This window comes from Pseudomonas sputi, assembly GCF_021603585.1.
Taxonomy (GTDB): Bacteria; Pseudomonadota; Gammaproteobacteria; order Pseudomonadales; family Pseudomonadaceae; genus Aquipseudomonas; species Aquipseudomonas sputi.
The window spans coordinates 299,953-322,551 of sequence record NZ_BQHI01000001.1 but is presented as its reverse complement, the minus strand read 5'-3'; the positions used below and the strand labels follow the sequence as shown (position 1 = coordinate 322,551).

Annotated in this window: 23 protein-coding genes; 11 read left to right on the top strand and 12 right to left on the bottom strand. The window is 61.7% G+C overall.

Translation table 11 applies throughout. The features are described from left to right. The first annotated feature begins 17 nt into the window (after nt 1-17). The 4 genes from L6D81_RS01535 (at nt 18) to L6D81_RS01520 (ending at nt 4,370) form a co-directional block, all read left to right on the top strand. Nucleotides 18-1,064 carry a M48 family metallopeptidase gene (locus L6D81_RS01535; protein ID WP_236177618.1) on the top strand — a complete coding sequence of 349 codons (1,047 nt, stop codon included), beginning with the start codon at nt 18-20 and terminating at the stop codon, nt 1,062-1,064. 28 nt (nt 1,065-1,092) lie between these two features. Beyond that, the gene (locus L6D81_RS01530) at nt 1,093-2,154 is read left to right on the top strand and encodes a M48 family metallopeptidase (protein ID WP_236177617.1); all 1,062 of its coding nucleotides are present in this window, start codon (nt 1,093-1,095) and stop codon (nt 2,152-2,154) included. 142 nt (nt 2,155-2,296) lie between these two features. Continuing rightward, the gene (gene tcuC / locus L6D81_RS01525; protein WP_236177616.1) at nt 2,297-3,589 is read left to right on the top strand and encodes an MFS transporter; all 1,293 of its coding nucleotides are present in this window, start codon (nt 2,297-2,299) and stop codon (nt 3,587-3,589) included. 10 nt (nt 3,590-3,599) lie between these two features. Beyond that, nucleotides 3,600-4,370 carry a substrate-binding domain-containing protein gene (locus L6D81_RS01520; RefSeq protein WP_236177615.1) on the top strand — a complete coding sequence of 257 codons (771 nt, stop codon included), beginning with the start codon at nt 3,600-3,602 and terminating at the stop codon, nt 4,368-4,370. On the opposite strand, the gene L6D81_RS01515 is transcribed toward L6D81_RS01520, so the two are convergent. Beyond that, nucleotides 4,360-5,274 carry a LysR family transcriptional regulator gene (locus L6D81_RS01515; protein WP_236177614.1) on the bottom strand — a complete coding sequence of 305 codons (915 nt, stop codon included), beginning with the start codon at nt 5,272-5,274 and terminating at the stop codon, nt 4,360-4,362. The two genes, L6D81_RS01520 and L6D81_RS01515, sit on opposite strands and share 11 nt — an antisense overlap. 162 nt (nt 5,275-5,436) lie before the next feature. Between L6D81_RS01515 and L6D81_RS01510 the strand changes: the two genes are divergently transcribed. After that, nucleotides 5,437-7,245 carry a monovalent cation:proton antiporter-2 (CPA2) family protein gene (locus tag L6D81_RS01510; RefSeq protein WP_236177613.1) on the top strand — a complete coding sequence of 603 codons (1,809 nt, stop codon included), beginning with the start codon at nt 5,437-5,439 and terminating at the stop codon, nt 7,243-7,245. Nucleotides 7,246-7,306: 61 nt separating this feature from the next. Here the strand turns inward: L6D81_RS01510 and hcnC are convergent, their stop codons facing one another. The 4 genes from hcnC to L6D81_RS01490 all read right to left on the bottom strand — a co-directional run bounded on the left by hcnC (nt 7,307) and on the right by L6D81_RS01490 (nt 11,622). Continuing rightward, on the bottom strand, nt 7,307-8,566 hold the full coding sequence (gene hcnC, locus L6D81_RS01505; protein ID WP_236177612.1) for a cyanide-forming glycine dehydrogenase subunit HcnC: 1,260 nt from the start codon (nt 8,564-8,566) through the stop codon (nt 7,307-7,309). Then, nucleotides 8,559-9,968, bottom strand: a complete 1,410-nt coding sequence (gene hcnB / locus L6D81_RS01500; RefSeq protein ID WP_236177611.1) for a cyanide-forming glycine dehydrogenase subunit HcnB — start codon at nt 9,966-9,968, stop codon at nt 8,559-8,561. The genes hcnC and hcnB overlap by 8 nt, the downstream gene beginning before the upstream one ends. Continuing rightward, the gene (gene hcnA, locus L6D81_RS01495; RefSeq protein ID WP_236177610.1) at nt 9,965-10,279 is read right to left on the bottom strand and encodes a cyanide-forming glycine dehydrogenase subunit HcnA; all 315 of its coding nucleotides are present in this window, start codon (nt 10,277-10,279) and stop codon (nt 9,965-9,967) included. The genes hcnB and hcnA overlap by 4 nt, the downstream gene beginning before the upstream one ends. A 404-nt stretch (nt 10,280-10,683) precedes the next feature. Further along, nucleotides 10,684-11,622 (bottom strand): hypothetical protein, encoded by a 939-nt coding sequence (locus tag L6D81_RS01490; protein ID WP_236177609.1) that lies wholly within the window; start codon nt 11,620-11,622, stop codon nt 10,684-10,686. Nucleotides 11,623-11,919: 297 nt separating this feature from the next. Between L6D81_RS01490 and L6D81_RS01485 the strand changes: the two genes are divergently transcribed. Continuing rightward, a complete protein-coding gene (locus L6D81_RS01485) occupies nt 11,920-12,603 on the top strand; it encodes a response regulator transcription factor (protein ID WP_163975772.1) in 684 nt (227 codons plus the stop codon). Further along, nucleotides 12,581-13,975, top strand: a complete 1,395-nt coding sequence (locus tag L6D81_RS01480) for a sensor histidine kinase (protein ID WP_236177608.1) — start codon at nt 12,581-12,583, stop codon at nt 13,973-13,975. The genes L6D81_RS01485 and L6D81_RS01480 overlap by 23 nt, the downstream gene beginning before the upstream one ends. A 44-nt stretch (nt 13,976-14,019) precedes the next feature. On the opposite strand, the gene L6D81_RS01475 is transcribed toward L6D81_RS01480, so the two are convergent. Genes L6D81_RS01475 through L6D81_RS01465 form a run of 3 tightly spaced genes read right to left on the bottom strand, consistent with a single transcriptional unit; the run spans nt 14,020 to nt 16,272 of the window. After that, nucleotides 14,020-14,430: an SRPBCC family protein gene (locus L6D81_RS01475; RefSeq protein ID WP_236177607.1), complete on the bottom strand. Its 411-nt coding sequence runs from the start codon at nt 14,428-14,430 to the stop codon at nt 14,020-14,022. A 25-nt stretch (nt 14,431-14,455) separates the two neighbouring features. Beyond that, on the bottom strand, nt 14,456-15,253 hold the full coding sequence (locus L6D81_RS01470; RefSeq protein ID WP_007952959.1) for an SDR family NAD(P)-dependent oxidoreductase: 798 nt from the start codon (nt 15,251-15,253) through the stop codon (nt 14,456-14,458). Beyond that, nucleotides 15,250-16,272 (bottom strand): aldo/keto reductase, encoded by a 1,023-nt coding sequence (locus tag L6D81_RS01465; protein WP_236177606.1) that lies wholly within the window; start codon nt 16,270-16,272, stop codon nt 15,250-15,252. The genes L6D81_RS01470 and L6D81_RS01465 overlap by 4 nt, the downstream gene beginning before the upstream one ends. Before the next feature lie 112 nt (nt 16,273-16,384). On the opposite strand from L6D81_RS01465, the gene L6D81_RS01460 reads away from it, so the two are divergent. Further along, nucleotides 16,385-17,278, top strand: coding sequence for a LysR substrate-binding domain-containing protein (locus tag L6D81_RS01460; RefSeq protein ID WP_236177605.1), 894 nt, complete (start codon nt 16,385-16,387; stop codon nt 17,276-17,278). Nucleotides 17,279-17,341: 63 nt separating this feature from the next. Then, on the top strand, nt 17,342-18,268 hold the full coding sequence (locus tag L6D81_RS01455) for a LysR substrate-binding domain-containing protein (RefSeq protein ID WP_236177604.1): 927 nt from the start codon (nt 17,342-17,344) through the stop codon (nt 18,266-18,268). Here the strand turns inward: L6D81_RS01455 and L6D81_RS01450 are convergent. The 3 genes from L6D81_RS01450 to L6D81_RS01440 form a co-directional block, all read right to left on the bottom strand. Then, nucleotides 18,183-18,782 carry a DinB family protein gene (locus L6D81_RS01450; RefSeq protein WP_236177603.1) on the bottom strand — a complete coding sequence of 200 codons (600 nt, stop codon included), beginning with the start codon at nt 18,780-18,782 and terminating at the stop codon, nt 18,183-18,185. The genes L6D81_RS01455 and L6D81_RS01450 overlap by 86 nt on opposite strands. Before the next feature lie 166 nt (nt 18,783-18,948). After that, complete coding sequence (locus L6D81_RS01445) at nt 18,949-19,617, bottom strand: HAD family hydrolase (RefSeq protein WP_236177602.1); 669 nt, start codon at nt 19,615-19,617, stop codon at nt 18,949-18,951. A 63-nt stretch (nt 19,618-19,680) separates the two neighbouring features. Further along, nucleotides 19,681-20,094, bottom strand: a complete 414-nt coding sequence (locus L6D81_RS01440; RefSeq protein WP_085746029.1) for a response regulator — start codon at nt 20,092-20,094, stop codon at nt 19,681-19,683. Between the two features lie 188 nt (nt 20,095-20,282). On the opposite strand from L6D81_RS01440, the gene L6D81_RS01435 reads away from it, so the two are divergent. Further along, nucleotides 20,283-21,224 (top strand): class I SAM-dependent methyltransferase, encoded by a 942-nt coding sequence (locus tag L6D81_RS01435; protein ID WP_236177601.1) that lies wholly within the window; start codon nt 20,283-20,285, stop codon nt 21,222-21,224. 14 nt (nt 21,225-21,238) lie between these two features. On the opposite strand, the gene L6D81_RS01430 is transcribed toward L6D81_RS01435, so the two are convergent. Beyond that, nucleotides 21,239-21,823, bottom strand: a complete 585-nt coding sequence (locus L6D81_RS01430) for an NAD(P)H-dependent oxidoreductase (RefSeq protein WP_236177600.1) — start codon at nt 21,821-21,823, stop codon at nt 21,239-21,241. 100 nt (nt 21,824-21,923) lie between these two features. Between L6D81_RS01430 and L6D81_RS01425 the strand changes: the two genes are divergently transcribed. After that, entirely contained in the window at nt 21,924-22,556 is a 633-nt protein-coding gene (locus L6D81_RS01425) for a TetR/AcrR family transcriptional regulator (RefSeq protein ID WP_236177599.1), read from the top strand. Nucleotides 22,557-22,599 lie beyond the last annotated feature (43 nt).

Sequence of the window (22,599 nt, the reverse complement as noted above, 5' to 3'; positions counted from 1 at the left end):
TCTCCATGGATGGCCCGATGAACTTTTTTGAACGACAAACCCAGGCTCGAAACCAAACGTCACGGCTGGTTTACCTGATGATTCTGGCGATCGTCATGCTGATCGGAATGACCAGCCTGCCCTTCGTCTTCAATGGTTTTGAGGATTACCTGAGCGGGACCGGCACGCTGGCGGATGCGCTACTGGCAATGGCCGTTATTGCATCGTTCATCAGCAGCATCGTAGTGATTGGCGGTCTGCTGAAATATCGGCAACTGCGCGCTGGCGGCAAAGTCGTTGCCGAGAAACTGGGTGGCCGCCTGCTCAATGGCAATGTGCGAACCCTGGACGAGCAGCGGCTGATGAACGTCGTCGAAGAAATGGCGATTGCCTCCGGCACCCGTGTGCCAGCGGTGTATCTGTTACCGGACGAAAGCATCAACGCCTTCGCGGCCGGATTTACACCGGAGGACGCGGCCATTGGTGTGACCCGTGGCGCGGTAGCGCTGCTGACCCGGGAAGAACTTCAAGGAGTCATCGCCCACGAATTCAGCCACATTTTCAACGGTGACATGCGCCTGAACACGCAACTGGTGGCAGTGGTGCACGGCCTGTTGGTACTGGGCCTGGCCGGCACTTACATATTGGCCAGCCTGCTCAAGCGCGACAAACGCGACGTGCGGTTGATGCTGGTGGTTTTTGCGCTCGGTGCCGCACTGTGCGTGGCAGGATTTGTCGGGAATCTATACGGCAATCTGATCAAGGCTGCGGTCAGTCGCCAGCGCGAGTTCCTCGCCGATGCCAGCGCAGTGCAATACACGCGCAATCCGCAAAGCATTGTCGGTGCCCTGAAAAAAATCGGCGCCCATGCCCAAGGCTCGGTCATTAGCTCGCCCCGTGCCGCCGAGTTCAGTCATTTGTTTTTCAGCACCGGCGGCTCAGGTTGGCTGAGCCGAATGTTTGCGACCCACCCCGATCTGAGCGTACGGATTCGTCGAATCGATCCGCAGTGGGATGGGCGTTTTACGACAGACGCCACAACGGGCAAACCGGTGCCGGATCAGTTGGCGGCCCGCCTGGATTGATTCAACCCCCAAGTCCATGGATGGCTAGATGAATTTCTTTGAACAACAGTGCCGGGCCAAACGTCGCTCGGTGCTGCTCGTGATCTTGATGATGATCGCGTTGGTCAGCCTGATACTAGTGTTCTGCATGCTCCTGATTCTGCCGTTCTCCTACGGCAAAACGCTTGAGGAGCTGGCGGAGAACCGGCAGTTTTTCGCGATCATTGCAGCGCTGGTAACGGGTGTTGTGTTGCTGGGCGGGCTGGTCAAATACGTCGAACTGACAGGGGGTGGCAAAGTGGTCGCGCGCCGCTTGGGTGGTCGCCTGATCAACCATAACGCTCAGACGCTGGAAGAGCGCCGCCTGGTGAATGTGGTGGAGGAAATGGCCTTGGCGTCCGGCACCGCCGTTCCTTGCGTGTATCTGTTGCCAGATCTGGGCATCAACGCATTTGCTGCCGGCCTCACTCCTGAAGATGCAGTCATTGGCGTCACTCAAGGTGCGATAAGCCTGCTGTCACGCGATGAACTGCAAGGCGTGATCGCCCACGAATTCAGCCACATCTATAACGGCGACATGCGCCTGAACACTCAACTGGTCGCGCTCGTCCACGGGATCATGGTGATCGGGTTGGCGGGAAGCCACCTCCTGCGCGGTCTTGAGGACACACCACACTCATCTGCCAATCGTAAGCAGCCGACCATACTGGTCAGCATGTTTGGCACTGCGCTGTGCATTGTCGGATTCTCCGGGACGTTCTTTGGCAACCTGATCAAGGCTGCGGTCAGTCGGCAACGCGAATTCCTGGCCGACGCGACGGCTGTGCAATACACCCGCAACCCCGACAGTGTCGCCGGGGCACTGAAGAAAATCGGCGGGTACAAAATGGGCTCGACCCTCAAGGCCACCTGCGCTGCCGAATTCAGTCACCTGTTTTTCGGCCCTGGTACTTCCGGCTCTCATCTGCTCTCGGGGCATCCGGATCTGCGTGAACGCATTCGCAGAATAGACTCTGACTGGGACGGGACTTTCGTGAACGTCGCCGCACCACCGCAGGACTCGATGGTCGCCAGAACCGTGCGGGCAGTGCCGACCAAAGAGCTGCCATAGCACGCCATTGATCCGCTTGGCACATCAATCCATGCCAACAATGCAATTAACAAATCGATCCCTGCGCGCCACTATCCGCCCCAATAAAAACCGTGCGCCGCCTCCCCGTCGCGCACGTCATAAAAGCGGTGGAGTATTTTTTATGACAGCCTCAATCCCACACGGCGGCTCGCGGGCCGGCGCCATTTTCCGGGTGACCTCGGGTAACTTCCTCGAACAGTTCGACTTCTTCCTGTTCGGCTTCTACGCCACGCAGATCGCAGCGGTGTTCTTTCCGGCGAGCAGTGAGTTCGCGTCCCTGATGATGACTTTTGCAGTGTTCGGCGCAGGCTTTTTGATGCGTCCGCTGGGGGCCATTGTGCTCGGCGCCTACATCGATGACGTCGGTCGTCGCAAAGGTTTGATCGTGACTCTGTCGATCATGGCCAGCGGCACGATACTGATTGTGCTGGTGCCCGGATACGAAACCATCGGCCTGTTTGCCCCGGCGCTGGTGTTGATCGGGCGGCTGCTGCAAGGCTTCTCCGCCGGTGCGGAACTGGGCGGGGTTTCGGTGTACCTCTCCGAAATCGCCACGCCCGGTCGCAAAGGCTTTTTCACCGCCTGGCAGTCGGCCAGTCAGCAGGTGGCCATCGTCGTCGCCGCGGCGCTGGGTTATGGCTTGAACCAGTGGATGGCGCCGCAAGCCGTCGCCGATTGGGGCTGGCGCATTCCGTTTTTCGTCGGTTGCATGATCGTGCCGTTCATCTTCTTTCTGCGGCGCAACCTGGCGGAAACCGAAGAGTTCGCCGCTCGTAAACATCGCCCGAGCATGAAGGAAGTGTTCCGCACTCTCGGCCAGAACTGGGGCGTGGTGCTGGGCGGGATGCTGATGGTTGCCCTGACCACCACCGCGTTTTACCTGATCACCGTGTACGCACCGACCTTTGGTAAAACCGTGCTGCACCTGAGCACATCGGATGCGTTGCTGGTGACGCTGCTGGTGGGCGTTTCCAACTTCTTCTGGCTGCCGATTGGCGGGGCGTTGTCCGATCGCGTCGGCCGCCGTCCGGTGCTGATCGCCATGGCGTTGCTGGCCCTGGCCACCACGTATCCGGCGCTGTCGTATCTGGTGCAGGCGCCGAGCTTCAGCCACATGCTGCTGTCGCTGTTGTGGCTGTCGTTTATCTACGGTCTGTACAACGGCGCAATGATTCCGGCGCTGACCGAGATCATGCCGGTGGAAGTGCGGGTGGCCGGTTTCTCCCTCGCTTATAGCCTGGCCACTGCCGTATTCGGCGGATTCACTCCGGCGATGTCGACCTTCCTGATCCAGTACACCGGTGACAAAGCCGCACCGGGTTACTGGATGAGCATCGGCGCGCTCTGCGCATTGTGCGCGACGCTTTATCTGTATCGCCGAGCCGGCGGTCGTCTGCAACCTGTTACTGCCTGAGAACATCACCATGAAAAAACTGTTTACCGTTACAGCCCTGCTCGCCGGTCTCGCGTTCAACGTTGCGGCCCAGGCCGAAGAACTGCGAGTGATGACCTCCGGCGGTTTCACCGCCGCCTACAAGATCCTGGGGCCGAAATTCGCTGCCGCCACCGGCAACACGCTGGACACCCAACTCGGTCCGTCGATGGGCAAGGCGCCGGAGGCAATCCCCAATCGCCTCGCCCGTGGCGAACAGGCCGACGTGGTCATCATGGTCGGCTACGCCCTCGATGACCTGATCAAGCAAGGCAAGGTCGACCCGGCCTCCCGTGTAGAACTGGCGGACTCGCGAATCGGCCTGGTGGTACGTGAAGGCGCGCCGAAACCGGACATCAGCAACGTCGAGGCCCTGAAGAAAACCCTGCTGGATGCAAAATCGGTGGCCTACTCCGACAGCGCCAGCGGCGTGTACATCGAGCAGCAATTGTTCAAGAAACTGGGTATCGAAGATCAGCTGAAACCGAAGGCGAAGATGATCCCGAAAGTCCCGGTGGGTTCGGTGGTCGCGACCGGCGACTATCAACTGGGCTTCCAGCAGGTCAGCGAATTGCTGCCGGTGCCGGGCGTGAGTTTTGTGGCGAAGATTCCGGAGTCGGTGCAGTCGGTGACCCGGTTTGCTGCGGGTATTCCGGTGGGTGCGCAGCATCCAAAAGAAGCGAAAGCCTTGCTTGCTTATCTGGCCGCCCCCGCCGCCCAGCCTGACGTGCAGGCCACCGGGCTGGACTCGGTCAAGCGCTGACCGTCGGCGGCTGGACTTTCATTTCCACCACCAGCCGCTCCAGCTCCAGTGCCGCCGGGGTCAGCGCACGACCCCGGCGTTTGATAATGCCGACACTGCGCATCACTTGCGGATCGGTCAATGGCACCCGCGTCAGGATCGGATGATCCGCCGCCGGCATCGCCATCAACGGCACCGCCGCCACGCCCAACCCCGCCTCCACCAGACCGATCATGGTCGTCACATGCCGCGTCTCGCAGATGCCCGGGCGCTGCGGCACCACGTTGGCCAGGGCCTGATCCAGCAGAAACCGGTTGCCCGAAGTCTTGTCCAGCGAGATGTAATCCTGCCGGTAGAACTCGTCCCAGGTCACACTGCTGCGCCCGGCCAGCGGATGATCGCGGCGACAGGCAACCACGTAGCTCTCCTGCACCAGCGGCTCGAAATCCACGCCCGCCTCCTGGGTGCCCATGAAACTCAAACCGAAATCCGCCTCGCCATTGACCACCGCGCTCAACACATCGTGAGCGCTGGAATCGAGGACTCTGACTTTGATGCGCGGAAACTGCCGGTGATAACGGGCGACCACGCTCGGCATGAAGTAGTACGCCGCCGACGGCACGCAGGCGACCGTGACATGGCCGAGCCGGTTAGAGGCGACTTCGCTGATGCCCAGCAACGCCACGTCCAGATCGTCCAGCAAACGCTCGACGCTGGGCATGAAACCGCGTCCGGCCTGGGTCAGGCTGACCTTGCGCGTGGTGCGTTCGAACAGCTTCACGCCGAGGGCGTCTTCGAGCTTTTCGATGCGCCGGCTCAGGGCCGGTTGCGACAGGCGCACGGTGTCGGCGGCTTTGCGGAAACTGCCCTGCTCGACCACGGCGCGAAAGGCTTGCAGGTCATTGAGGTCGAAGTTGATGGCCATGAAAAACTCGGGGGAATTGATTCGTTGAGGTTATAAATGTAACCAATTGATGCAAATTATTACAGAAGCACATCCGCTCAAGCAGGGCCTGCGCTGGATCTGCAATGATTTCAGCCTTTATCCTGTCGCCCCCCGCCGTACCGCGTTACTGGAGTTCCGCTCATGCCCCATGAAGGCAATCTGTTGCAAGCCGCCGTCGTCTTTCTCTTCGCCGCCGTGCTCACCGTTCCCTTGGCCAAGCGCCTGCAACTGGGCGCGGTGCTCGGTTATCTGTTTGCCGGGGTGATCATCGGCCCATCGGTACTGGGCCTGATCGGCAATCCGCAAAGCGTCAGCCATATCTCGGAACTGGGCGTGGTGCTGCTGTTGTTCATCATCGGTCTTGAGCTGTCGCCGCGACGCTTGTGGGTGATGCGCAAATCGGTGTTCGGCGTGGGTCTGGCGCAGGTGCTTTTGACCGGTTCGGTGATCGGCGTGCTGGCGTTGTCGGTGTTCGGCCAGCCGTTGAACAGCGCCATTGTTTTGGGTCTGGGTCTGGCGCTGTCGTCCACCGCATTCGGGTTGCAAAGCCTCGCCGAGCGCAAGGAACTGACCAGCCCTCACGGTCGCCTGGCGTTTGCGATTCTGCTGTTCCAGGACATCGCCGCGATCCCGCTGATCGCGCTGGTGCCGATGCTCGCGGGGGTCGATCACCACACCAGCACCGCCGAAGACGTGCGTCACAGTTTGCAGGTGCTCGGCGGTATCGCGGTGGTGGTGATCGGCGGACGTTATCTGCTGCGTCCGGTGTTCCGCATCGTGGCGAAAACCGGTCTGCCGGAAGTCTCCACCGCCACCGCGTTGCTGGTGGTGATCGGCACCGCGTGGCTGATGGACATGGTCGGTGTGTCGATGGCACTGGGCGCGTTTCTCGCCGGGTTGCTGCTGGCGGATTCGGAATATCGCCATGAGCTGGAAGCGCAGATCGAGCCGTTCAAGGGCCTGCTGCTGGGGCTGTTCTTCATCAGTGTCGGCATGGGCGCCAACCTCAGTCTGCTGCTCAGCGCACCGATCACGGTGCTGGGGCTGACGCTGCTGCTGATCGCGTTGAAGTTGCCGTTACTGTTTTTGGTCGGGCGCCTGGCCGGTGGCTTGAACAAGGTCAGCGCGATCCGACTCGGCATCGTGCTGGCGGCAGGCGGTGAATTTGCCTTTGTGGTGTTCAAGATCGGTCGCGATCAAGGTCTGTTCGAACCGCGTCTGTACGACCTGCTGGTGCTGACCATCACCCTGTCGATGGCGGTCACGCCGCTGTTGCTGTTGGTTTGTGCTCGGCTGGTCAGCCCGAAGGTGCAGCCGGTGGAAGTGCCGGAGAAATTCCGCCAGATCGAGACCGAATCCCCACGGGTGGTGATCGCCGGCATGGGCCGGATGGGCCAGATCGTGGCGCGGATCCTGCGGGCGCAGAACATCAAGTTCCTGGCCCTGGATACCTCGGTGGAAACCATCGAACTGTCGCGCAGTTTTGGTGGTGTGCCGGTGTTCTACGGTGATCCGATGCGTCCGGAGATCCTCAATGCGGCCAAAGTCGGTGAAGCGGAGTATTTCGTGATTGCCACGGACGATCCGGAGACCAACATCAAGACTGCCGAGATCGTGCGCAAGCTCTACCCTCACATGAAGATCATTGCCCGAGCGCGTAACCGGCAGCACGTTCACCGCTTGGTGGGTGTCGGCGCCGATCCGATCCGGGAGACCTATTACTCCAGTCTGGAAATGAGCCGTCGCACGCTGGTTGGCCTGGGCTTGACCCAGGCCCAGGCGGATGCACGGATCAAACGCTTCAAGCACCATGACGAGCAGGTGCTCGAGGCTCAACACGCGGTGTACGACGACGCGACCAAAGTGCTGCAGACCGCCCAGGAAGCGCGGGCGGAATTGGCCCGGTTGTTCGAGTCGGATCAACTGGAAGAACAATCGGGCAAGTCCTGACCTGCCCCTGATCGTTCCCACGCTCTGCGTGGGAACGATCAGGTGGGAAACTCCCACTAGTTCAGGCCATCTCCAGCGCCCGCTCTTCCTGCACGGGCGCCACTGCAAACCGGTCCGCCAGAAACGGCGTGATGTCCAGCGGCAGCGGTTCATCGTTGACCAGTTTATCCAGCAGCACCCCGGTAATCGCCGAGGTCAGCACGCCAGTGCGAAAATGCCCGCAGGCATTGAGATACCCCTCCACCCCGGCCATCGGCCCGAGAATCGGCAACTCATCCGGTGAGCCCGGCCGCAGCCCGGCCCAGGTACGTTTGAGGTTGATGTCCGCCAGTTCCGGCAAACAACGCACGGCGCCCTGCACCAGCCCGGCGATTTCCGGCCAGGTGGTGGTGACGTCAAAGCCCTTGTCCTCGGTGGTGCTGCCGATCAGGATTTCGCCGTTGTCCTTCTGCGCCATGTAGCAATCGCTGGTGGTCAGGCAGCCGTTGAGGATTTTCGGCAGGCGTTCGGTCAGCAGGATCTGGCCTTTCACCGGTTTCACCGGAATCCGGATGCCCGTGGCCCACTCGCTCAGGTCCGCTGCCCAGGCGCCGGCGGCATTGATCAGGGTTTTGCAGTGGAACACCCCCGCTTCAGCCGTCTGCACCCCGGTCACTCGCGAGCCGTGATGCAATACGCCAGTGATGTTGGTGTTGACGTACATCTCGACGCCATTTTGCCGGGCGCCTTCGGTGTAAGCGTCGGCCAGACGGAACGGGCTGACCTGATGGTCGCAGAGAAACTCCAGCGCGCCGCGCGCCTCATGGCTGACGCTCGGCTCGGACTCACGCAACGCAGCCTGATCGAGCCAGCGCACCTGATCGGCCAGGTGCGGAATGCAGCCGACGATGTGCTCGGCGTACAACCGGTCTTCATCGTCATAGATCACGAATTTGAGCCCGGTCTTTTCGAACTTGAAATCCATCCCGTGGTTGTCGCGCAACTCACGGTGCAACGCCGGGTACAGCGCATTGGATTGCAAGGCGAAATCGAAGAACGACGGCGGCAGGATGTGCGGCGTGCTGGCGTCCACCGCCACCGCCGCGCCCTGGGTTTCGCGCTTGCGGTTGGCCGACATCATGCGAAAGAAAATCACCCCGCAGCCCAGCCCCACCGACTCACCGATGGCCCACAGACCACCGGCCGAGGCGCGGGTCGCGTTGCCCGGGCGCTTGGCGTCGATCAGCGCGACCTTGAGGCCTTTGCGCTTGGACAGTTGATAGGCGATGGACGCACCGATCACACCGCCGCCGGCGATGACCACGTCATAGAACTTACTCATGGGAAACGGCCTCCGTGCCGAGGGACTGGAACGCGGAAAAGGGAATCGGATCGATCGGGAAACGCGGCCGCAGCCAGCCGACATCCTTGCGCCCGGTAGCCTGACGCAAACGGTCGCTGCAATAGCCGACACACATCCGCCCCTGACAGTCGCCCATGCTGACGCGGGTACGCATTTTCAGGCTGGCAATGTCTTGCACGCCCTGCTCCAGTGCGCGGTCGATGTCGGCGCGGGTCGCGTGTTCGCAACGGCAGATCACTGTGTCGGCGGCCGGCAAGGCGGTCTGCCCGACGCCGCGTTCGGTGTAGCGATCCACCGCCGCGCGGAAACGCACGATGGCTTTGAGTTTGCCCAGGTAGCGGTCGCGACGGACTCGCGCCAGTTCGTCCTCAAGAACGCCGCGCTGCAGCAGGATCGAAGTGGCGGCGATCTTGCCGGCGAGCATGGCTGCTTCGCCGCCGCGAATCCCGCCCATATCACCGGCCAGGTGCACGTGTGGCTCGCTGCTCTGCTGCCAGATGTTGGCGTTGGCGCGCAGGTAACCGTCGTCGCTGAAGCCGTGATCCAGGCCCATCTGCTGACTCAGTTGCGTGCGTGGAATGAAGCCGTAGCCAACCGCGAGGGTCTTCGCTTCGAAGCGTTCGGCGCGGCTCATGTCCGGCGCCCACGTTGCCGAATACGGCGCCACGCTGACGCTTTTCAGTTCGTCTTCACCGTGCGCTTCAACCACGCCCCAGCCGTAGTGCATCGGAATGCCGTGCAGCTTCAAATAAGCGAGCATGCTCAAGCCATCGAGAAACAGCTGCGGCTTGTTCAGCAGCGCCAGGCTTTCCTTGGCGATCTTGCCGAACGCGCAGGCCTCGTAGACACCCGCCACGCTCACGCCCGACGCGTGCAACTGGGTCGCCACCAACGGCAGCAACGGCCCGGTGCCGGCGATCACCACCGGGCCCTGCGGTTTGACCACGCCGCTTTTGATCTGCAATTGCAGGCCGCCGAGCATCATCACGCCGGGCAAGGTCCAGCCGGGAAACGGCACACTGCGCTCATGGCAACCGGCGGCCAGCAGCAGTTGCGGGTATTCGATTTCATGCAGACGCTCGTCGCCGTCCAGCACCACCAGCGAGCGCGTGCCTTCGGCGCCGACCACGCGGTGGTTGAGGCGCACGTCGATCAACCCGGACTGCTCCTGGAAATCGCCGTGCAATTTGCCCAGCGCCTCGGCATAGCGCGGCCCCAGGTAATCCAGTTGCACACCGTCACGCAACGGCCCGCGATAGACCACGCCACCGAGGCGCGACGCTTCTTCAAGCAAGGTGCAGCGCACCCCGTGCCGGGCCAGTTCGATGGCCGCCGCCATGCCCGCCGGGCCACCGCCGACGATTACCGGATGCAGGCTCATACCACCTCCTGCCCGTGAATGCGGTTGACCTGGGTTTCGATCTGCATGCCCTCGCGCACGACGGTCTGGCAGGCGCGACGCTTGTGCCGGCCGTTGATTTTCACCAGGCAGCACTGGCAAACGCCCATGCCGCAATAGGCACCGCTGATCTGGTTGTGATCGTTGCGCGCGACCTGACGCACGCCGAGGGACTGAATGACGCTGAGCACGGTTTCGCCGATGGCGGCAGTGACCGGCTGGCCGTTGATGTGGACAGTCATATCCGCCTGCGTCAAAGGCTGGATATCGAAGGTTCTTTCTAGGCAGTGCATTGCAATGATCATCCGTGAAAAGTTCAGGTGAGGTTGAAACAGCTCCTTGCTGCACTACACCTCGCCGGCTCGTGGGGGTTATCGCTCTATCGGGCCGGCAGGGTTACTCCGTCTGCGCAGCAAAGTGCGCGCAAGCAATGTAGTCGATCCAGCGGCAAGGGCCTGGAAATTTCACGGTAGGGGATATTGCGCCGACGAATATTGATCCAGGCCATGGAAATGACTGTAGGGTTCTGCGAACTCGACACTGCGTAGAAAGCAAAAAGCCGCTTCAACCCGAAGGTGGAAGCGGCCAAGGCATGTGCCTCAAGGAATCAGTGCACGAACAGGGCGATCAGGATGATGATCGGGATCGGTACGCCGAGGAAAAACAGCAGAAGTGAGCGCATGGTGATTCTCCTTGATTAACGGACTGGCGGCAGGTTGCTCGTGGTGTAGGTTTCGACTTCGACGTACTCGACCGCGTCCCGGCGGCGACCGCCGAAGGTTGCCGAAAGACTGGCGAAGAACGCACCGGCCAGCAGCGCGATGAACATCCACAGCGTCGTCCAGGCAGCGACTTTGGCGGCAGTGTCGGCGGCTTGTTGCGCTTTCACCTTGGCGTCGGCGATTGCCTTTTGGGTGCGGGCATAGATTTCATCGACCCGACGTTCGGCATCGGCCTGGGTCAGGTTGGTACGCTGGGCGACCAGTTGGGCGAGGTATGTACGGTCTTCAGCGCTGAGCTGGCCGTTGGCCAGGCTCTGGGCAAAGATCCGGGTCACGGTGCCACGGGCGGCGTCATCGCTGACGGCAGCGGGACGATCATCGCGAAACAGGCTGTCGACGAAGTAACCGTACGGGTCACTGTCGGTATTGCCCGCCGCCGTGCCGGCTGCTTGCGTCATGGCACCGGCCGCGCCGCCGGCAACACTGGCACCGGCCTGCAAGCCACCGCTGACGATGCTGCTCACCGAGCCAACCACCAGTGTCGCGGTGACCAACGTCGCCACACACCAGGCGAGGAAGCCATGAGCGGTGTCGCGAAAGTACACCTCGTCACCGTGCATGTTGGCCCACTTCACCCGCAGGCGACCGGCGATGTAGCCACCCAGGCCCGAAGCGATGATTTGCGTGGCGGCCAGCCAGATGATGGTGGAAATGCCCAGGCCTTTGGCGCTGACGCCCTCCCCGGCCCACGGTGAAACGGCGGAGAAGCCCAGACCGAAACCCAGCAGCACCAGAATCAGCGACAGTGCCGCTGCAGCGGCAGCCCCGGCGAAGATCGCGCCCCAGGACACGCCCGAGACGTTGCTCGACTCTCCTTCGTAGGCAGGATAAAACCCATCAGAGGATCTATTCATTGTTGTAGTGCTCCAGGCATGAAAAATGGTGTTACAACTCGTCATCAGAGGAATTGCAGTGACCGTGCCAGTCGCCAACATTAAATAAACCGTTTTGATTCAAACACTTAAAAAGAGTGAACTTCTCGGATCCATGCAAATTGCAAAAAACGGGCATTAACAGCGGGTTTTATGCATTGGCACAAAAGCCCGGTCGTGGCGTGTGTCGCCGCTAGAACATGAAAGTTAATTTAAAGCGCCGGCGCAAAATCTTGGCAAAATGCTGTCATTGCGTTTGAACAGACCAGCAGGCCCACCATGACTCGCATCCTCACCATTGAAGACGACGCCGTGACCGCCCGGGAAATTGTCGCCGAACTGAGCAGCCACGGCCTCGACGTGGACTGGGTCGACAACGGCCGTGAAGGCCTGGACCGCGCCGTCAGCGGCAACTACGACCTGATCACCCTCGACCGCATGCTGCCGGAACTCGATGGCCTGGCCATCGTCACCACCCTGCGCACCATGGGGGTGGCCACGCCGATCCTGATGATCAGCGCCCTCTCCGACGTCGACGAGCGTGTGCGTGGCTTGCGCGCCGGCGGCGATGACTACCTGACCAAACCGTTCGCCACCGATGAAATGGCCGCCCGGGTCGAAGTGTTGCTGCGTCGGCAGAACAGCAGTGGCGCACAACCGACCACGTTGCAGGTGGCGGATCTGCAACTTGATCTGATCAGCCACGAAGCCCGTCGCGCCGAACAGGTGCTGACGCTGCTGCCGACCGAGTACAAATTGCTGGAATTTCTGATGCGCAACAGCGGCCAGATCCTGTCGCGGATGATGATTTTCGAAGAGGTCTGGGGCTATCACTTCGACCCTGGTACCAACCTGATCGACGTGCACATCGGCCGCCTGCGCAAGAAGATCGACCCGCCGGGCAACGTCCCGCTGATCCGCACGGTGCGAGGCTCGGGTTATGTCATTGCCGAACCCGTCTGACGGTTGGCGTTCTTCCAGCAGCCGCTTGCTGGCGCTGTACAGTTCGTTGTTCGTGGCCTGGAGCGCGATCCTCATGGGGGTCATGTACTTCGAGGTGTCCGGTTATCTCGACAACCTGGCCAAGCACTCGCTGATGCAACGTCAGCACCTGTTTTCGCATTTTCGCGGCGATCAGCTGGAAGACGCGCTCGCCGCCAGCATGACCTTCGACATTCGCGGCATCGACGCCTACGGCCTGTTTGACGCCCAGCACCGCTACCTGGGTGGCGCGTTGCAGAGAATCCCCGAGGGCCTGCCGCTGGACGGCAAGATCCACATGCTCAGCGAATGCGCTGACTCCGACGACCCGACCCTGCCCAACGACAGCTGCGACGCGGTCGCCACCCCGACCCGCGACGGCCGCTGGCTGGTGTTGTTGCGCGATAACGGCTCGCTGTTCGCGGTGACGAAGATCATTCTGCATGCATTGCTCTGGGGCGTGTCGCTGACGATTGTGCCGGGGGTCATCGGCTGGCATTTGCTGCGTCGTCGACCGCTGCGGCGGATTCGGGCGATCCAGGCCAGCGCCCAGTCGATTGTCGCCGGCGACCTGACTCACCGTTTGCCACTGTCCAATCGCCGCGATGAGCTGGACATGCTCGCCGCCATCGTCAACGCCATGCTTGATCGCATCGAGCGCTTGATGAATGAAGTCAAAGGCGTGTGCGACAACATCGCCCATGACCTGCGCACCCCGCTGACCCGTCTGCGCGCCCAGTTGTATCGCATGCAACAGCAGGCCGGCGAAGGCTCGCCGGAAGCGGCGCAACTGGATCTGGTGCTGGCCGAGGCCGATACGCTGATGGCGCGGTTTCGCGGGCTGCTGAGGATTTCGGAGCTGGAGGATCGTCAGCGGCGCTCGGGGTTTGTCGAGCTCGATCCGGTGTTGTTGCTGCAGGAACTGCACGAGTTCTATCTGCCGCTGGCCGAAGACGACGAGTTGCGTTTCGAGCTGAACATGCCGGAAACCCTGCCGATGCTCAACGGTGATCGGGCATTGCTGTTTGAAGCACTGGCGAACCTGTTGAGCAACTCGATCAAGTTCACCCCGGCCGGTGGCACGGTGGTGTTGCGCGGGGTCAATGATGCGGGGCATACGCGGATCGAAGTGCACGACTCCGGTCCCGGGATTCCCGAGTCCGAACGGGAGGCGGTGTTCCAGCGTTTCTACCGCGCCGAGGGCGGGCAACTGCAAAATGGTTTTGGCCTGGGGCTGTCGATCGTTGCGGCGATCGTCAACCTGCATGGGTTCAGTCTTGAGGTGGGACGCAGCGATCTGGGCGGGGCGATGCTGGTGCTGGATTGTCGGCAGCGCCTGATTTCACAGTCTTGAGATAGATCGTTCCCACACTCTGCGTGGGAACGATCATTACAAACTCAGGCGGGGTAGTTCGCGCGCAGTGCCTCAAGCCCCCCCTGATAGATCCCGCTGAACAGCGCCACCACTTCCTCATCGCTCACGCCCTTAGCCGTGAAGCGTCCCGACCACGTCACCTTCGCGCCCTGCCCTTGGGCTTCAACACGAATCGTCGCCAGATAATCAGTGGCCGGAAACGGTGCCTGCAAAATCGAATAGCTGTAGGTTTTGCCCGCGTTATCGAACGTCTCCAGACGCTCGACCACCACCCCACCGTCAGCGGTTTGCAAAGTGCGTACACGCCCGCCTTCACTCAACTCGCTGCTGGGAATGAACGGCAGCCAGTCCGGCAGAGTGTTGAAGCCGCCAATCAATTGCCAGACCTGATCGGCCGAAGCCGGGATCTCGATCGTTGCTGATGCTGTTGCCATAACTAAAAAGTCTCTCTCAATAAATTCAGATAGTCAGGCTGTCGACCACGCCGCCGTCGACCCGCAACGCGGCGCCAGTGGTGGCTGAAGACAGTGGTGAAGCGATGTAGGTGACCAGGTGCGCGACCTCTTCGACATCCGCCACGCGCTGGATGATCGAGCTCGGACGAGCCCGGCGCACAAAGGCGTCAGCCTCGTCCCGCAGGCTGCGGCCGGACTCGGCGGCGGCATCCTTGAGCATTTCCTCGACACCGTCGGTGAAGGTCGGCCCCGGCAAAATCGCATTGACCGTCACCCCGGTGCCCGCCAGACGTTTGGCCAGGCCATGGGACACCGCGAGGTTGGCGCTTTTGGTCACGCCGTAGTTGATCATGTCGGCCGGGGTGGCCACGCCGGATTCCGAAGACAGGAAGATCACCCGGCCCCAGCCCTGCTCGACCATCGCCGGCACGTAATGCCGCGACAGGCGTACGCCGGAAATCACGTTGATTTCATAGAAGCGCGTCCATTCATCGTCCGGCGCGTCGAAGAAATCCACGGCGTTGTAGATCCCGAGGTTATTCACCAGGATGTCGGCTTTCGGTTCGGCGGCGAACAGTTTCTGCGCGCCTTCGGCCGTGCCCAGATCCGCCGTCAGACCGCGCAGTTGCGCGCCCGGCACCTTGTCACGAATGCTCGCCAGCGCCTGTTCGACCTTGGCCGCGTCGCGACCGATCACCACCACCGTGGCGCCCGCCTCGGCCAGCGACTGGCTGATGCCCAAACCGATGCCCGCCGTGCTGCCGCTGACAATCGCCAGTTTTCCGCTCAGATCGATCTTCATGCTTTCACCTCGTCGATGGGTAATGGTGCACGTTCGGACACCAGTCTCGCTTCACGCATGGCCTGCCAGAAACCGGCCGGAATAACCGCCGACAGCGCCGCCACATCTTCAGCGATGCGCCCCGGTTTGCTCGCGCCGGGAATCACGGCTGCCACAGCCGGATTGGCCAGCGAGAATTGTAGTGCAGCCGCTTTGACATCCACGCCATGGGCCGCGGCGATGCGTTTGATCTGCTCGACCTTCGCCACGATCTCAGGGCTGGCCTTCTGGTATTCGAAGTGCGCGCCGCCGGCCAGGATCCCCGAGCTGTAGGGGCCGCCGACAACAATCTCGACATTCTGTGCCCGCGCCGAATCCATCAAACGCTGCAGAGCGCGGTCGTGGTCGAGCAAAGTGTAGCGGCCGGCCAGCAGGAAGCCGTCAGGCTGCGCTTCGGTCAGGTCCAGCGTCAACTCGCACGGCTCGACCTTGTTCACGCCCAGGCCCCAACCCTTGATCACACCTTCTTCACGCAGGCGGGTCAGGACTTTGAAGGCGCCGGTGCGGGCCTGATTGAAGTACTCCAGCCATTGGTCGCCGTAGAAATCCTGAGCGATGTCGTGAACCCAGACGATGTCGAGGCGATCGGTTTTCAGACGTTTGAGGCTGTCTTCGATCGAGCGCAACGTGGCGTCGGCGCTGTAGTCGTTGACGATTTTGTTCGGGCGGCCGTGTTCGAACACCCCACTTTTTTCCCCCAGATCCCGGGCGGCGGCGTCTTCGACTTCATCGAGAATCACCCGGCCAACCTTGGTGCTGAGCACATAGTCGTCGCGCTGGTAGCGGGACAGTGCTTCGCCGAGGCGGATTTCCGAAAGGCCCGAGCCGTAGAACGGCGCGGTGTCAAAGTAACGCACCCCGGCCTCCCACGCCGCGTGCACGGTGGCCTGCGCTTCCTCTTCAGGAATGGCGCGGAACATGTTGCCCAGTGGCGCGGTGCCAAAGCCGAGTTGGCCGGGGAGTTTGTCTTTCAAGCTCATGATGCTGTCCTCGTAAATCGTGGTCGGTGTTGACCGTTGAGCAGATCCTAGATTGCGCCACCAAGACCGTCCAAGACATAATCCGCAGCACTTGAGTCCCTGAAGGTCTGACATGATCGACATCCGCCAATTGCGCTACTTCGTCGCCGTCGCCGAGGAAGAACACGTCGGCCGCGCCGCCGAGCGCCTGCACATTTCCCAGTCGCCCCTGAGCCGGCAGATCGCCCAGCTCGAAGAACGCCTGGGCCTGACCCTGTTCGAGCGCAGCCAACAGCGTATCCGCCTGACCCGCGACGGCCAGACCTTTCTTGCCGAAACCCGCGCCCTGCTGACCCACGCCAATCGCCTGGAATCCCTCGGCAAACGCCTGGGCCGTGGCGAAGAAGGCGGCCTGTGCATCGGCTACATCGAAAACGCGATGCACGCCGGGGTCTTGCCCAATGCCCTGCGCGTGCTGCGGGTCGATCGGCCCAACGTGCATGTCGCGCTGTACAACCTGAGTTCCGCCGAACAACTGGAAGGTCTGCGTCAGCGTAGCCTCGATATCGCGCTGGTCAGTGAACCGCCGACGATCGACGACCCTGACCTGCTGGGCTTTCAGGTGCTGGACGATCCGATGCTGCTGGCGCTGCCCGAAGGACACCCGCTGAACCAACTGGCGTCGCTGACCCCGACCGATCTGGCCGATCAGGAATGGATCGGCGTGCAGCCACGCCAAGGGGCCGACGATGAGTTCGTCAGCGCCTGCATCCGCGCAGGCTTCACCCCGGATGTGCGGATGCAGGCCACCGAGCCGTTTACCGCGCTGGGGCTGGTCGCCTCGGGGCTGGGGATTGCGATGATCCAGAAAGGCCTGAGCCACAACGCACCGCCGGGCGTGGTGCTGCGGGAAGTGCCGTGGCTGGCGTTCACCACACCGTTGTGGGCGGCGTGGCACCGGATCAACCTGCGGCCGCTGGTGGAAACGTTTCGCCAGGTTTTGACCGGCATCGATCCCGCCCAGTGACCCGACAGCGCAAGACTTTGCTGCTTTACTGAAAAGACTCAAAAAACCAGCGAGCCTTCCGGCATGAACCGCAATGACCTGCGTCGCGTGGACATGAACCTGTTGGTGATTTTCGAAACCCTGATGTTCGAAAAGAACCTGACCCGCGCCGGGGAAAAGCTGTTCCTCGGCCAACCCGCCGTCAGTGCTTCACTGGCGAAACTGCGCGACCTGTTCGACGACCCGTTGCTGGTGCGCAACGGCCGCGTGCTGGAGCCGACCCAGCGGGCGCTGGCGATCCTCAAGGAATTGCAGCCGGCAATGGACACCATTTCCGGGGCGGTCAGCCGGGCCAAGGATTTCGACCCGTTGACCAGCCGCGACGTGTTTCGCATCGGTCTGTCGGACGACGCCGAGTTCGGCCTGCTGCCCCCGCTGCTCAAGCAATTGCGCGAGGAAGCGCCGGACGTGGTGGTGGTCATCCGCCGGGTGAATTTCCTGCTGATGCCGTCGATGCTGGCGTCCGGGGAAATTTCCGTCGGCGTCAGTTACACCACCGAATTGCCGGCCAATGCCAAACGCAAAAAACTGCGGGACCTGCGCTGCAAGATCTTGCGTGGCGATGATCGTCCCGGCGCACTGACCCTCGACGAGTACTGCGAACGACCCCATGCGTTGGTGTCATTTTCCGGGGATCTGGGCGGTGCCATCGACAACGATCTGGCGCGGATCAACCGCGCGCGTCGTGTGGTGCTGGCAGTGCCGCAATTCGCCCCGCTGCGGGCGATTCTGGCCGGCACCGACATGCTGGCCACCGTGCCGGATTTCGCCGCTTGTGCGCTGGTCGAAGGCAGCAGCGTATTGCGCGCCGACGACCCGCCGTTCGACATCGTACCGTCGGAGCTGTCGATGGTCTGGAACGGGGTCAACGACAACGATCCGGCGGAACGCTGGTTGCGTTCGCTGATTGCCCATCACATGTCGGCGCCTCTTCCACTACAGGCGCACTGATCGGCTTGAACCCCGGATCAACCTCGCGCAAGTAAACCGGCAGGTCGGTCATCGGCGGCATCTGCGGGATCTCGAAATACATCTGCACCACCCAGCCACGGTGGTAATTGTTGTGATTGATCACGTGCATCAGGATCGCCCCGGCGTTCATGGTGCCGCCATCGCCGGAAACGAATTTGAAGTCGATCGAGCGGTTCAGCGAGGCTTCGGTCTGCTGCGCGCTCCAGGAGCGATACCAGCCGTCGACTTCCTGCTGGGCCCGGCGCAGCTCGCCGAGGTCGGCGTGCACCAGATCATGGGACGTCTTGAAACCGTGGTCGCGCCCTTCGAGGTGCGCCTGCCAGATCCGGTCGACCACGTAGATGTGGTTCAGCGTACCGATCATGTTCTTGAAAACCGTCTTGCGCTCCCTCGTCGCCTCCCCCGCCGGCAGCGCTTGCAGGCTGTCGAACAGACGCTGATTGGCCCAGGACTTGTAGTCCGTCAGCAGATGGGCCGTAGCCAGATTGATCATCGCGGGTCACCGTAGGCACAAAAAAGGGCTCCGCCTAGGATAGACCTCTCTTGCGGGAATGGCGGTGGTGCTGACTATTGGTCGGGTCTACAGTGAAATCGCCATCCCCTTCACAAGGACGTGAAGCATGCAAAATCGCCCGACGCTGGCGATTGCTGCCCGGGGTTTATTGAGGTTGCAGACGCAGTTGGCCGTTGCTGTCGATGCTCAGGGCAATGTCACGGTAACTGGCAATCGTCGCATGGGCGGTTTCAAGCGGATGCTGGTGAGTCGTGGTGATGACCATCAACGGCGCGCCGGCGGCTTCAGCGGCTTGAATACCGACGGTGGCATCTTCGAAAATCAGGCAGTCCGCCGGCTCCAGGCCCAGGCGTTTGGCCGCCAGACGATAACCGGCCGGATCCGGTTTGCCGGCGCTCACGTCCTCGGCGGTGATCATCACCGCCGGTTCAGGAATCCCCGCCGCCGCCATCCGCCGCAACGCCAGATCCCGTGGCGCCGAAGTCACCATGGCCCAGCGATCCGCCGGCAACGACTTGAGAAACGCCGCCGCCCCCGGAATCTCGACAATGCCTTCGACGTCTTCGATTTCCGCCTCGGTGATGAACGCCGCTTGCGCCTCGGCGTCCACGCCCGGCAGGTTCAGGCGAGTGATGGTGTCGATGGCGCGCACGCCGTGGATGGTCGGCAGGAACGTTTCGACGTTCACCCCGTGGCGCACGGCCCAGGCGGACCAGATCCGCTCGGCGGCAGCGATGGAGTTGAGGACGGTGCCGTCCATGTCGAACAGAAACGCGCCGAACGCGCGGTTGAAAACAGTCTCGTGAGCTGACAAAAGATCACATCCTCGCAAGGGGCCGGGCAACGATGCCCGGCAATGTAGCACTTGCTAGACGCTTCAGTGCAGACGCGGTGCCTTGGATTTGAACGCACCGTCCACGCAGTCGAGCAACTGGCCGATGGCCCAGGGCTTCTTGATGAACGCCACCGGATGCTTCACGCCCGAGGTTTCCGGTGTTTCATAACCGGACATGACCATCACCGGTTTGTCCGGCCAGCGCTCGCCGACCAGATTGGCCAGGTCCGCGCCATTAAGGGTGCCGGGCATGGTGATGTCGGTGAGCAACAGCGCCACTTCCGGCGCGTGCTCTTCCAGATATTGCGAAGCCGCATCGGCACTGGTCTGCGGCTCGACCTTGAAACCTTCCTCCTGAAGAATTTCGCACAGAAACTCCAGAATCAACGGATCGTCCTCGACTACCAGAATCAATCCGCCAGGAAGGTGCGCGCTCGACGTCGAAATTGGACACATGAACTGGCACTCCCTGAATTGCATGAACGATTTAGCGGCTTGAATCCGCTGCTTATCAGGTATGAGCAGCACCTTCTACAGAAATTCATTTTTGATACAGGTCTTTTCGATAACACTTGGTCGATGAGCAGTCGCCGGTACGAAATTGCGGTTAAAATGCGCGCCCTTTCGCTGGCCGATCCCGATTGATGAACCCTCAAGCCCTCGCCGTTCTCCATGCACACCTGCTCACCGCGCTGACGTCGGCACCGGTCGAAACCCGGCGCCTGTTTCATGGGCGCGGGCGTTGCTGGCCGGGGCTGGAACAAGTCACCGTGGACTGGCTGCAAGGCGTGGTGCTGGTGTCGCTGTTCAAGGAGCCCGAGGCTTTGCAGCTGGAAGACCTCAAGCGTCTGTTGCTGGAGATCACCGGTTCAAAGCAATGGCAGCAATCCGGCGCCCAGACTCTGCTGATTCAGCATCGTTACCTGCCGCAGAGCACCGCCGAATGGCTGTTGGGCGAAGAAATCGACGAGATGACCATCGTCGAGGGCGGGCTGAAATATCGGGTGGATCTGGGTCGCAAGCAGAACGCCGGGCTGTTTCTCGACATGCGCTACGGGCGCAACTGGGTGCGCGAACAGGCGGCGGGCAAGCGGGTGCTGAACCTGTTCGCCTACACCTGCGGCTTCTCGGTGGCGGCCATCGAGGGCGGCGCCAGCCATGTGGTCAACCTCGACATGTCCCGCGCCGCCCTGAGCCGGGGCCGCGACAATCACCGGCTGAACGGGCACGACCTGAGCAAGGTCAGTTTTCTCGGCCATGACCTGTTCAAGTCCTGGGGCAAAGTGATCAACAGCGGCCCGTACGATCTGGTGATCATCGACCCGCCGTCGTTCCAGAAAGGCAGCTTTCTGCTGACCAAGGACTACCAGCGCGTGCTGCGTCGCTTGCCGGAACTGCTGACGGCGCAGGGCACGGTGCTGGCGTGCATGAATGATCCATCGTTCGGTTCGGACTTCCTGATCAACGGCGTGACCCAGGAAGCGCCGAGCCTGCGCTTCGAGCAGCGGTTGGAGAATCCACCGGAGTTTCCCGATGTCGATCCTGAAAGCGGCCTGAAGGCGCTGGTCTTCAAGCGCACTGAATAACTTCCTCGCCGGTTTCAGCGGAACAGTCCGAGGCCCATTTCGCGCGCAGCCTGCAACTGCATCGCCGGATCGCTCGACTCGGACTCCAGCAACAGCGCCGAGCCCGCCACCGTCGCCCCGCAGTAATCGAAGATGCCGTGATCAATCTGCGTCTTCATCGCCGCGCCGTAGCCGTGGCGCTCGTAGGTGCGCGCATCCGCCCCGCCGAGTCCGACCAGGTGCACACGCAGCCGTCCGAGCTTCTTGTGCGTCGAATCACCATCGAAATCGTACGCCCAGCCATTGCTGAACACCCGGTCGATCCAGCCCTTGAGCAGCGCCGGCATCGACCACCAGAACACCGGATAAACCAGTACCAGCGCATCGGCGCGGTCGATACGTGCCTGCTCGGCCAGCACGTCCGCCGGTGGTGCGGACTCGCGATGATGCACCGCCCAGTCGGCCACGCCGAATCTCGGGTCGAATGCCTCGGCGTGCAGGTCGGCGATTTCGAAGGTGTTGGGCGGATCGCTTTGCGACAGTCCTTTGGCAATCTGCTGCGCCAATGAGTGGGTCAGCGAACGTGGATCATCGTGATCGACAACAATCAATGCGTGCATGGGGAAATCTCCGGTTGGTGATTGCTGACCAAAGGCTTATCCTTTGGATAAGTTACGACTAGTAAGTTACCTTCAGTAAGTTACGTTTGGTATATAAGCAATGTCAACCACTGAAATCTCCAATCCCGCACCACCTCGTCGCCGCCTGTCCCGGGAAGACCGCCAGCGCCAGTTGCTCGACATGGCCTGGCAGCTGATTCGCGAAGAAGGCACCGATGCCCTGACCCTCGGCTATCTGGCGGAAAAGGCCGGCGTGACCAAACCCGTGGTCTACGACCACTTCACCACCCGCGCCGGATTGCTCGCGGCGCTGTATCAGGATTTCGACCGGCGCCAGACCGCGCTGATGGACGCGGCGCTGGCCAATGCCGAAGCAACCTTGAGCGGCACTGCGACGGTGATTGCCACGGCGTATGTCGATTGCGTGCTGACCCAGGGCAACGAGATTCCGGGGGTGATCGCCGCCCTGGCGAGCACGCCGGAACTGGAGAAGATCAAGCGTGAATACGAGGCGATCTTTCTGGAGAAATGCCGCAGCGTGCTCTCGCCTTTTGCGGATGGCGGCGATATTACCCAAGCCGGATTACGCGCCATGCTCGGCGCCGCCGAAGCGCTGTCGCAAGCAGCAGCCACAGGCGAAATCGGCGCCGAGCAGGCTCGTGACGAGCTGTTCGCCACCATCATTGCGATGGTCGAAAGAGCCGCCGCCCGCGCCACCCAAGCAGGTGACTGACGGTACTTGAGCGCATCACCACAGCTTCCTACGATGGAGCTAC

Excerpts from the sequence above, each read along its gene's own strand:
- hcnC (WP_236177612.1), bottom strand. The coding sequence starts at position 8,566 with ATGAGTAAGTTCTATGACGTGGTCATCGCCGGCGGCGGTGTGATCGGT.
- L6D81_RS01450 (WP_236177603.1), bottom strand. The coding sequence starts at position 18,782 with ATGATCAATCTGGCTACGGCCCATCTGCTGACGGACTACAAGTCCTGG.
- L6D81_RS01510 (WP_236177613.1), top strand. The coding sequence starts at position 5,437 with ATGCCCCATGAAGGCAATCTGTTGCAAGCCGCCGTCGTCTTTCTCTTC.
- L6D81_RS01515 (WP_236177614.1), bottom strand. The coding sequence starts at position 5,274 with ATGGCCATCAACTTCGACCTCAATGACCTGCAAGCCTTTCGCGCCGTG.
- L6D81_RS01475 (WP_236177607.1), bottom strand. The coding sequence starts at position 14,430 with ATGGCAACAGCATCAGCAACGATCGAGATCCCGGCTTCGGCCGATCAG.
- L6D81_RS01430 (WP_236177600.1), bottom strand. The coding sequence starts at position 21,823 with ATGCACGCATTGATTGTTGTCGATCACGATGATCCACGTTCGCTGACC.
- hcnA (WP_236177610.1), bottom strand. The coding sequence starts at position 10,279 with ATGCACTGCCTAGAAAGAACCTTCGATATCCAGCCTTTGACGCAGGCG.
- hcnB (WP_236177611.1), bottom strand. The coding sequence starts at position 9,968 with ATGAGCCTGCATCCGGTAATCGTCGGCGGTGGCCCGGCGGGCATGGCG.
- L6D81_RS01465 (WP_236177606.1), bottom strand. The coding sequence starts at position 16,272 with ATGAGCTTGAAAGACAAACTCCCCGGCCAACTCGGCTTTGGCACCGCG.
- L6D81_RS01520 (WP_236177615.1), top strand. The coding sequence starts at position 3,600 with ATGAAAAAACTGTTTACCGTTACAGCCCTGCTCGCCGGTCTCGCGTTC.
- L6D81_RS01485 (WP_163975772.1), top strand. The coding sequence starts at position 11,920 with ATGACTCGCATCCTCACCATTGAAGACGACGCCGTGACCGCCCGGGAA.
- L6D81_RS01435 (WP_236177601.1), top strand. The coding sequence starts at position 20,283 with ATGAACCCTCAAGCCCTCGCCGTTCTCCATGCACACCTGCTCACCGCG.
- L6D81_RS01460 (WP_236177605.1), top strand. The coding sequence starts at position 16,385 with ATGATCGACATCCGCCAATTGCGCTACTTCGTCGCCGTCGCCGAGGAA.
- L6D81_RS01440 (WP_085746029.1), bottom strand. The coding sequence starts at position 20,094 with ATGTGTCCAATTTCGACGTCGAGCGCGCACCTTCCTGGCGGATTGATT.
- L6D81_RS01490 (WP_236177609.1), bottom strand. The coding sequence starts at position 11,622 with ATGAATAGATCCTCTGATGGGTTTTATCCTGCCTACGAAGGAGAGTCG.
- L6D81_RS01470 (WP_007952959.1), bottom strand. The coding sequence starts at position 15,253 with ATGAAGATCGATCTGAGCGGAAAACTGGCGATTGTCAGCGGCAGCACG.
- L6D81_RS01455 (WP_236177604.1), top strand. The coding sequence starts at position 17,342 with ATGAACCGCAATGACCTGCGTCGCGTGGACATGAACCTGTTGGTGATT.
- L6D81_RS01425 (WP_236177599.1), top strand. The coding sequence starts at position 21,924 with ATGTCAACCACTGAAATCTCCAATCCCGCACCACCTCGTCGCCGCCTG.
- L6D81_RS01535 (WP_236177618.1), top strand. The coding sequence starts at position 18 with ATGAACTTTTTTGAACGACAAACCCAGGCTCGAAACCAAACGTCACGG.
- L6D81_RS01530 (WP_236177617.1), top strand. The coding sequence starts at position 1,093 with ATGAATTTCTTTGAACAACAGTGCCGGGCCAAACGTCGCTCGGTGCTG.
- L6D81_RS01480 (WP_236177608.1), top strand. The coding sequence starts at position 12,581 with ATGTCATTGCCGAACCCGTCTGACGGTTGGCGTTCTTCCAGCAGCCGC.
- tcuC (WP_236177616.1), top strand. The coding sequence starts at position 2,297 with ATGACAGCCTCAATCCCACACGGCGGCTCGCGGGCCGGCGCCATTTTC.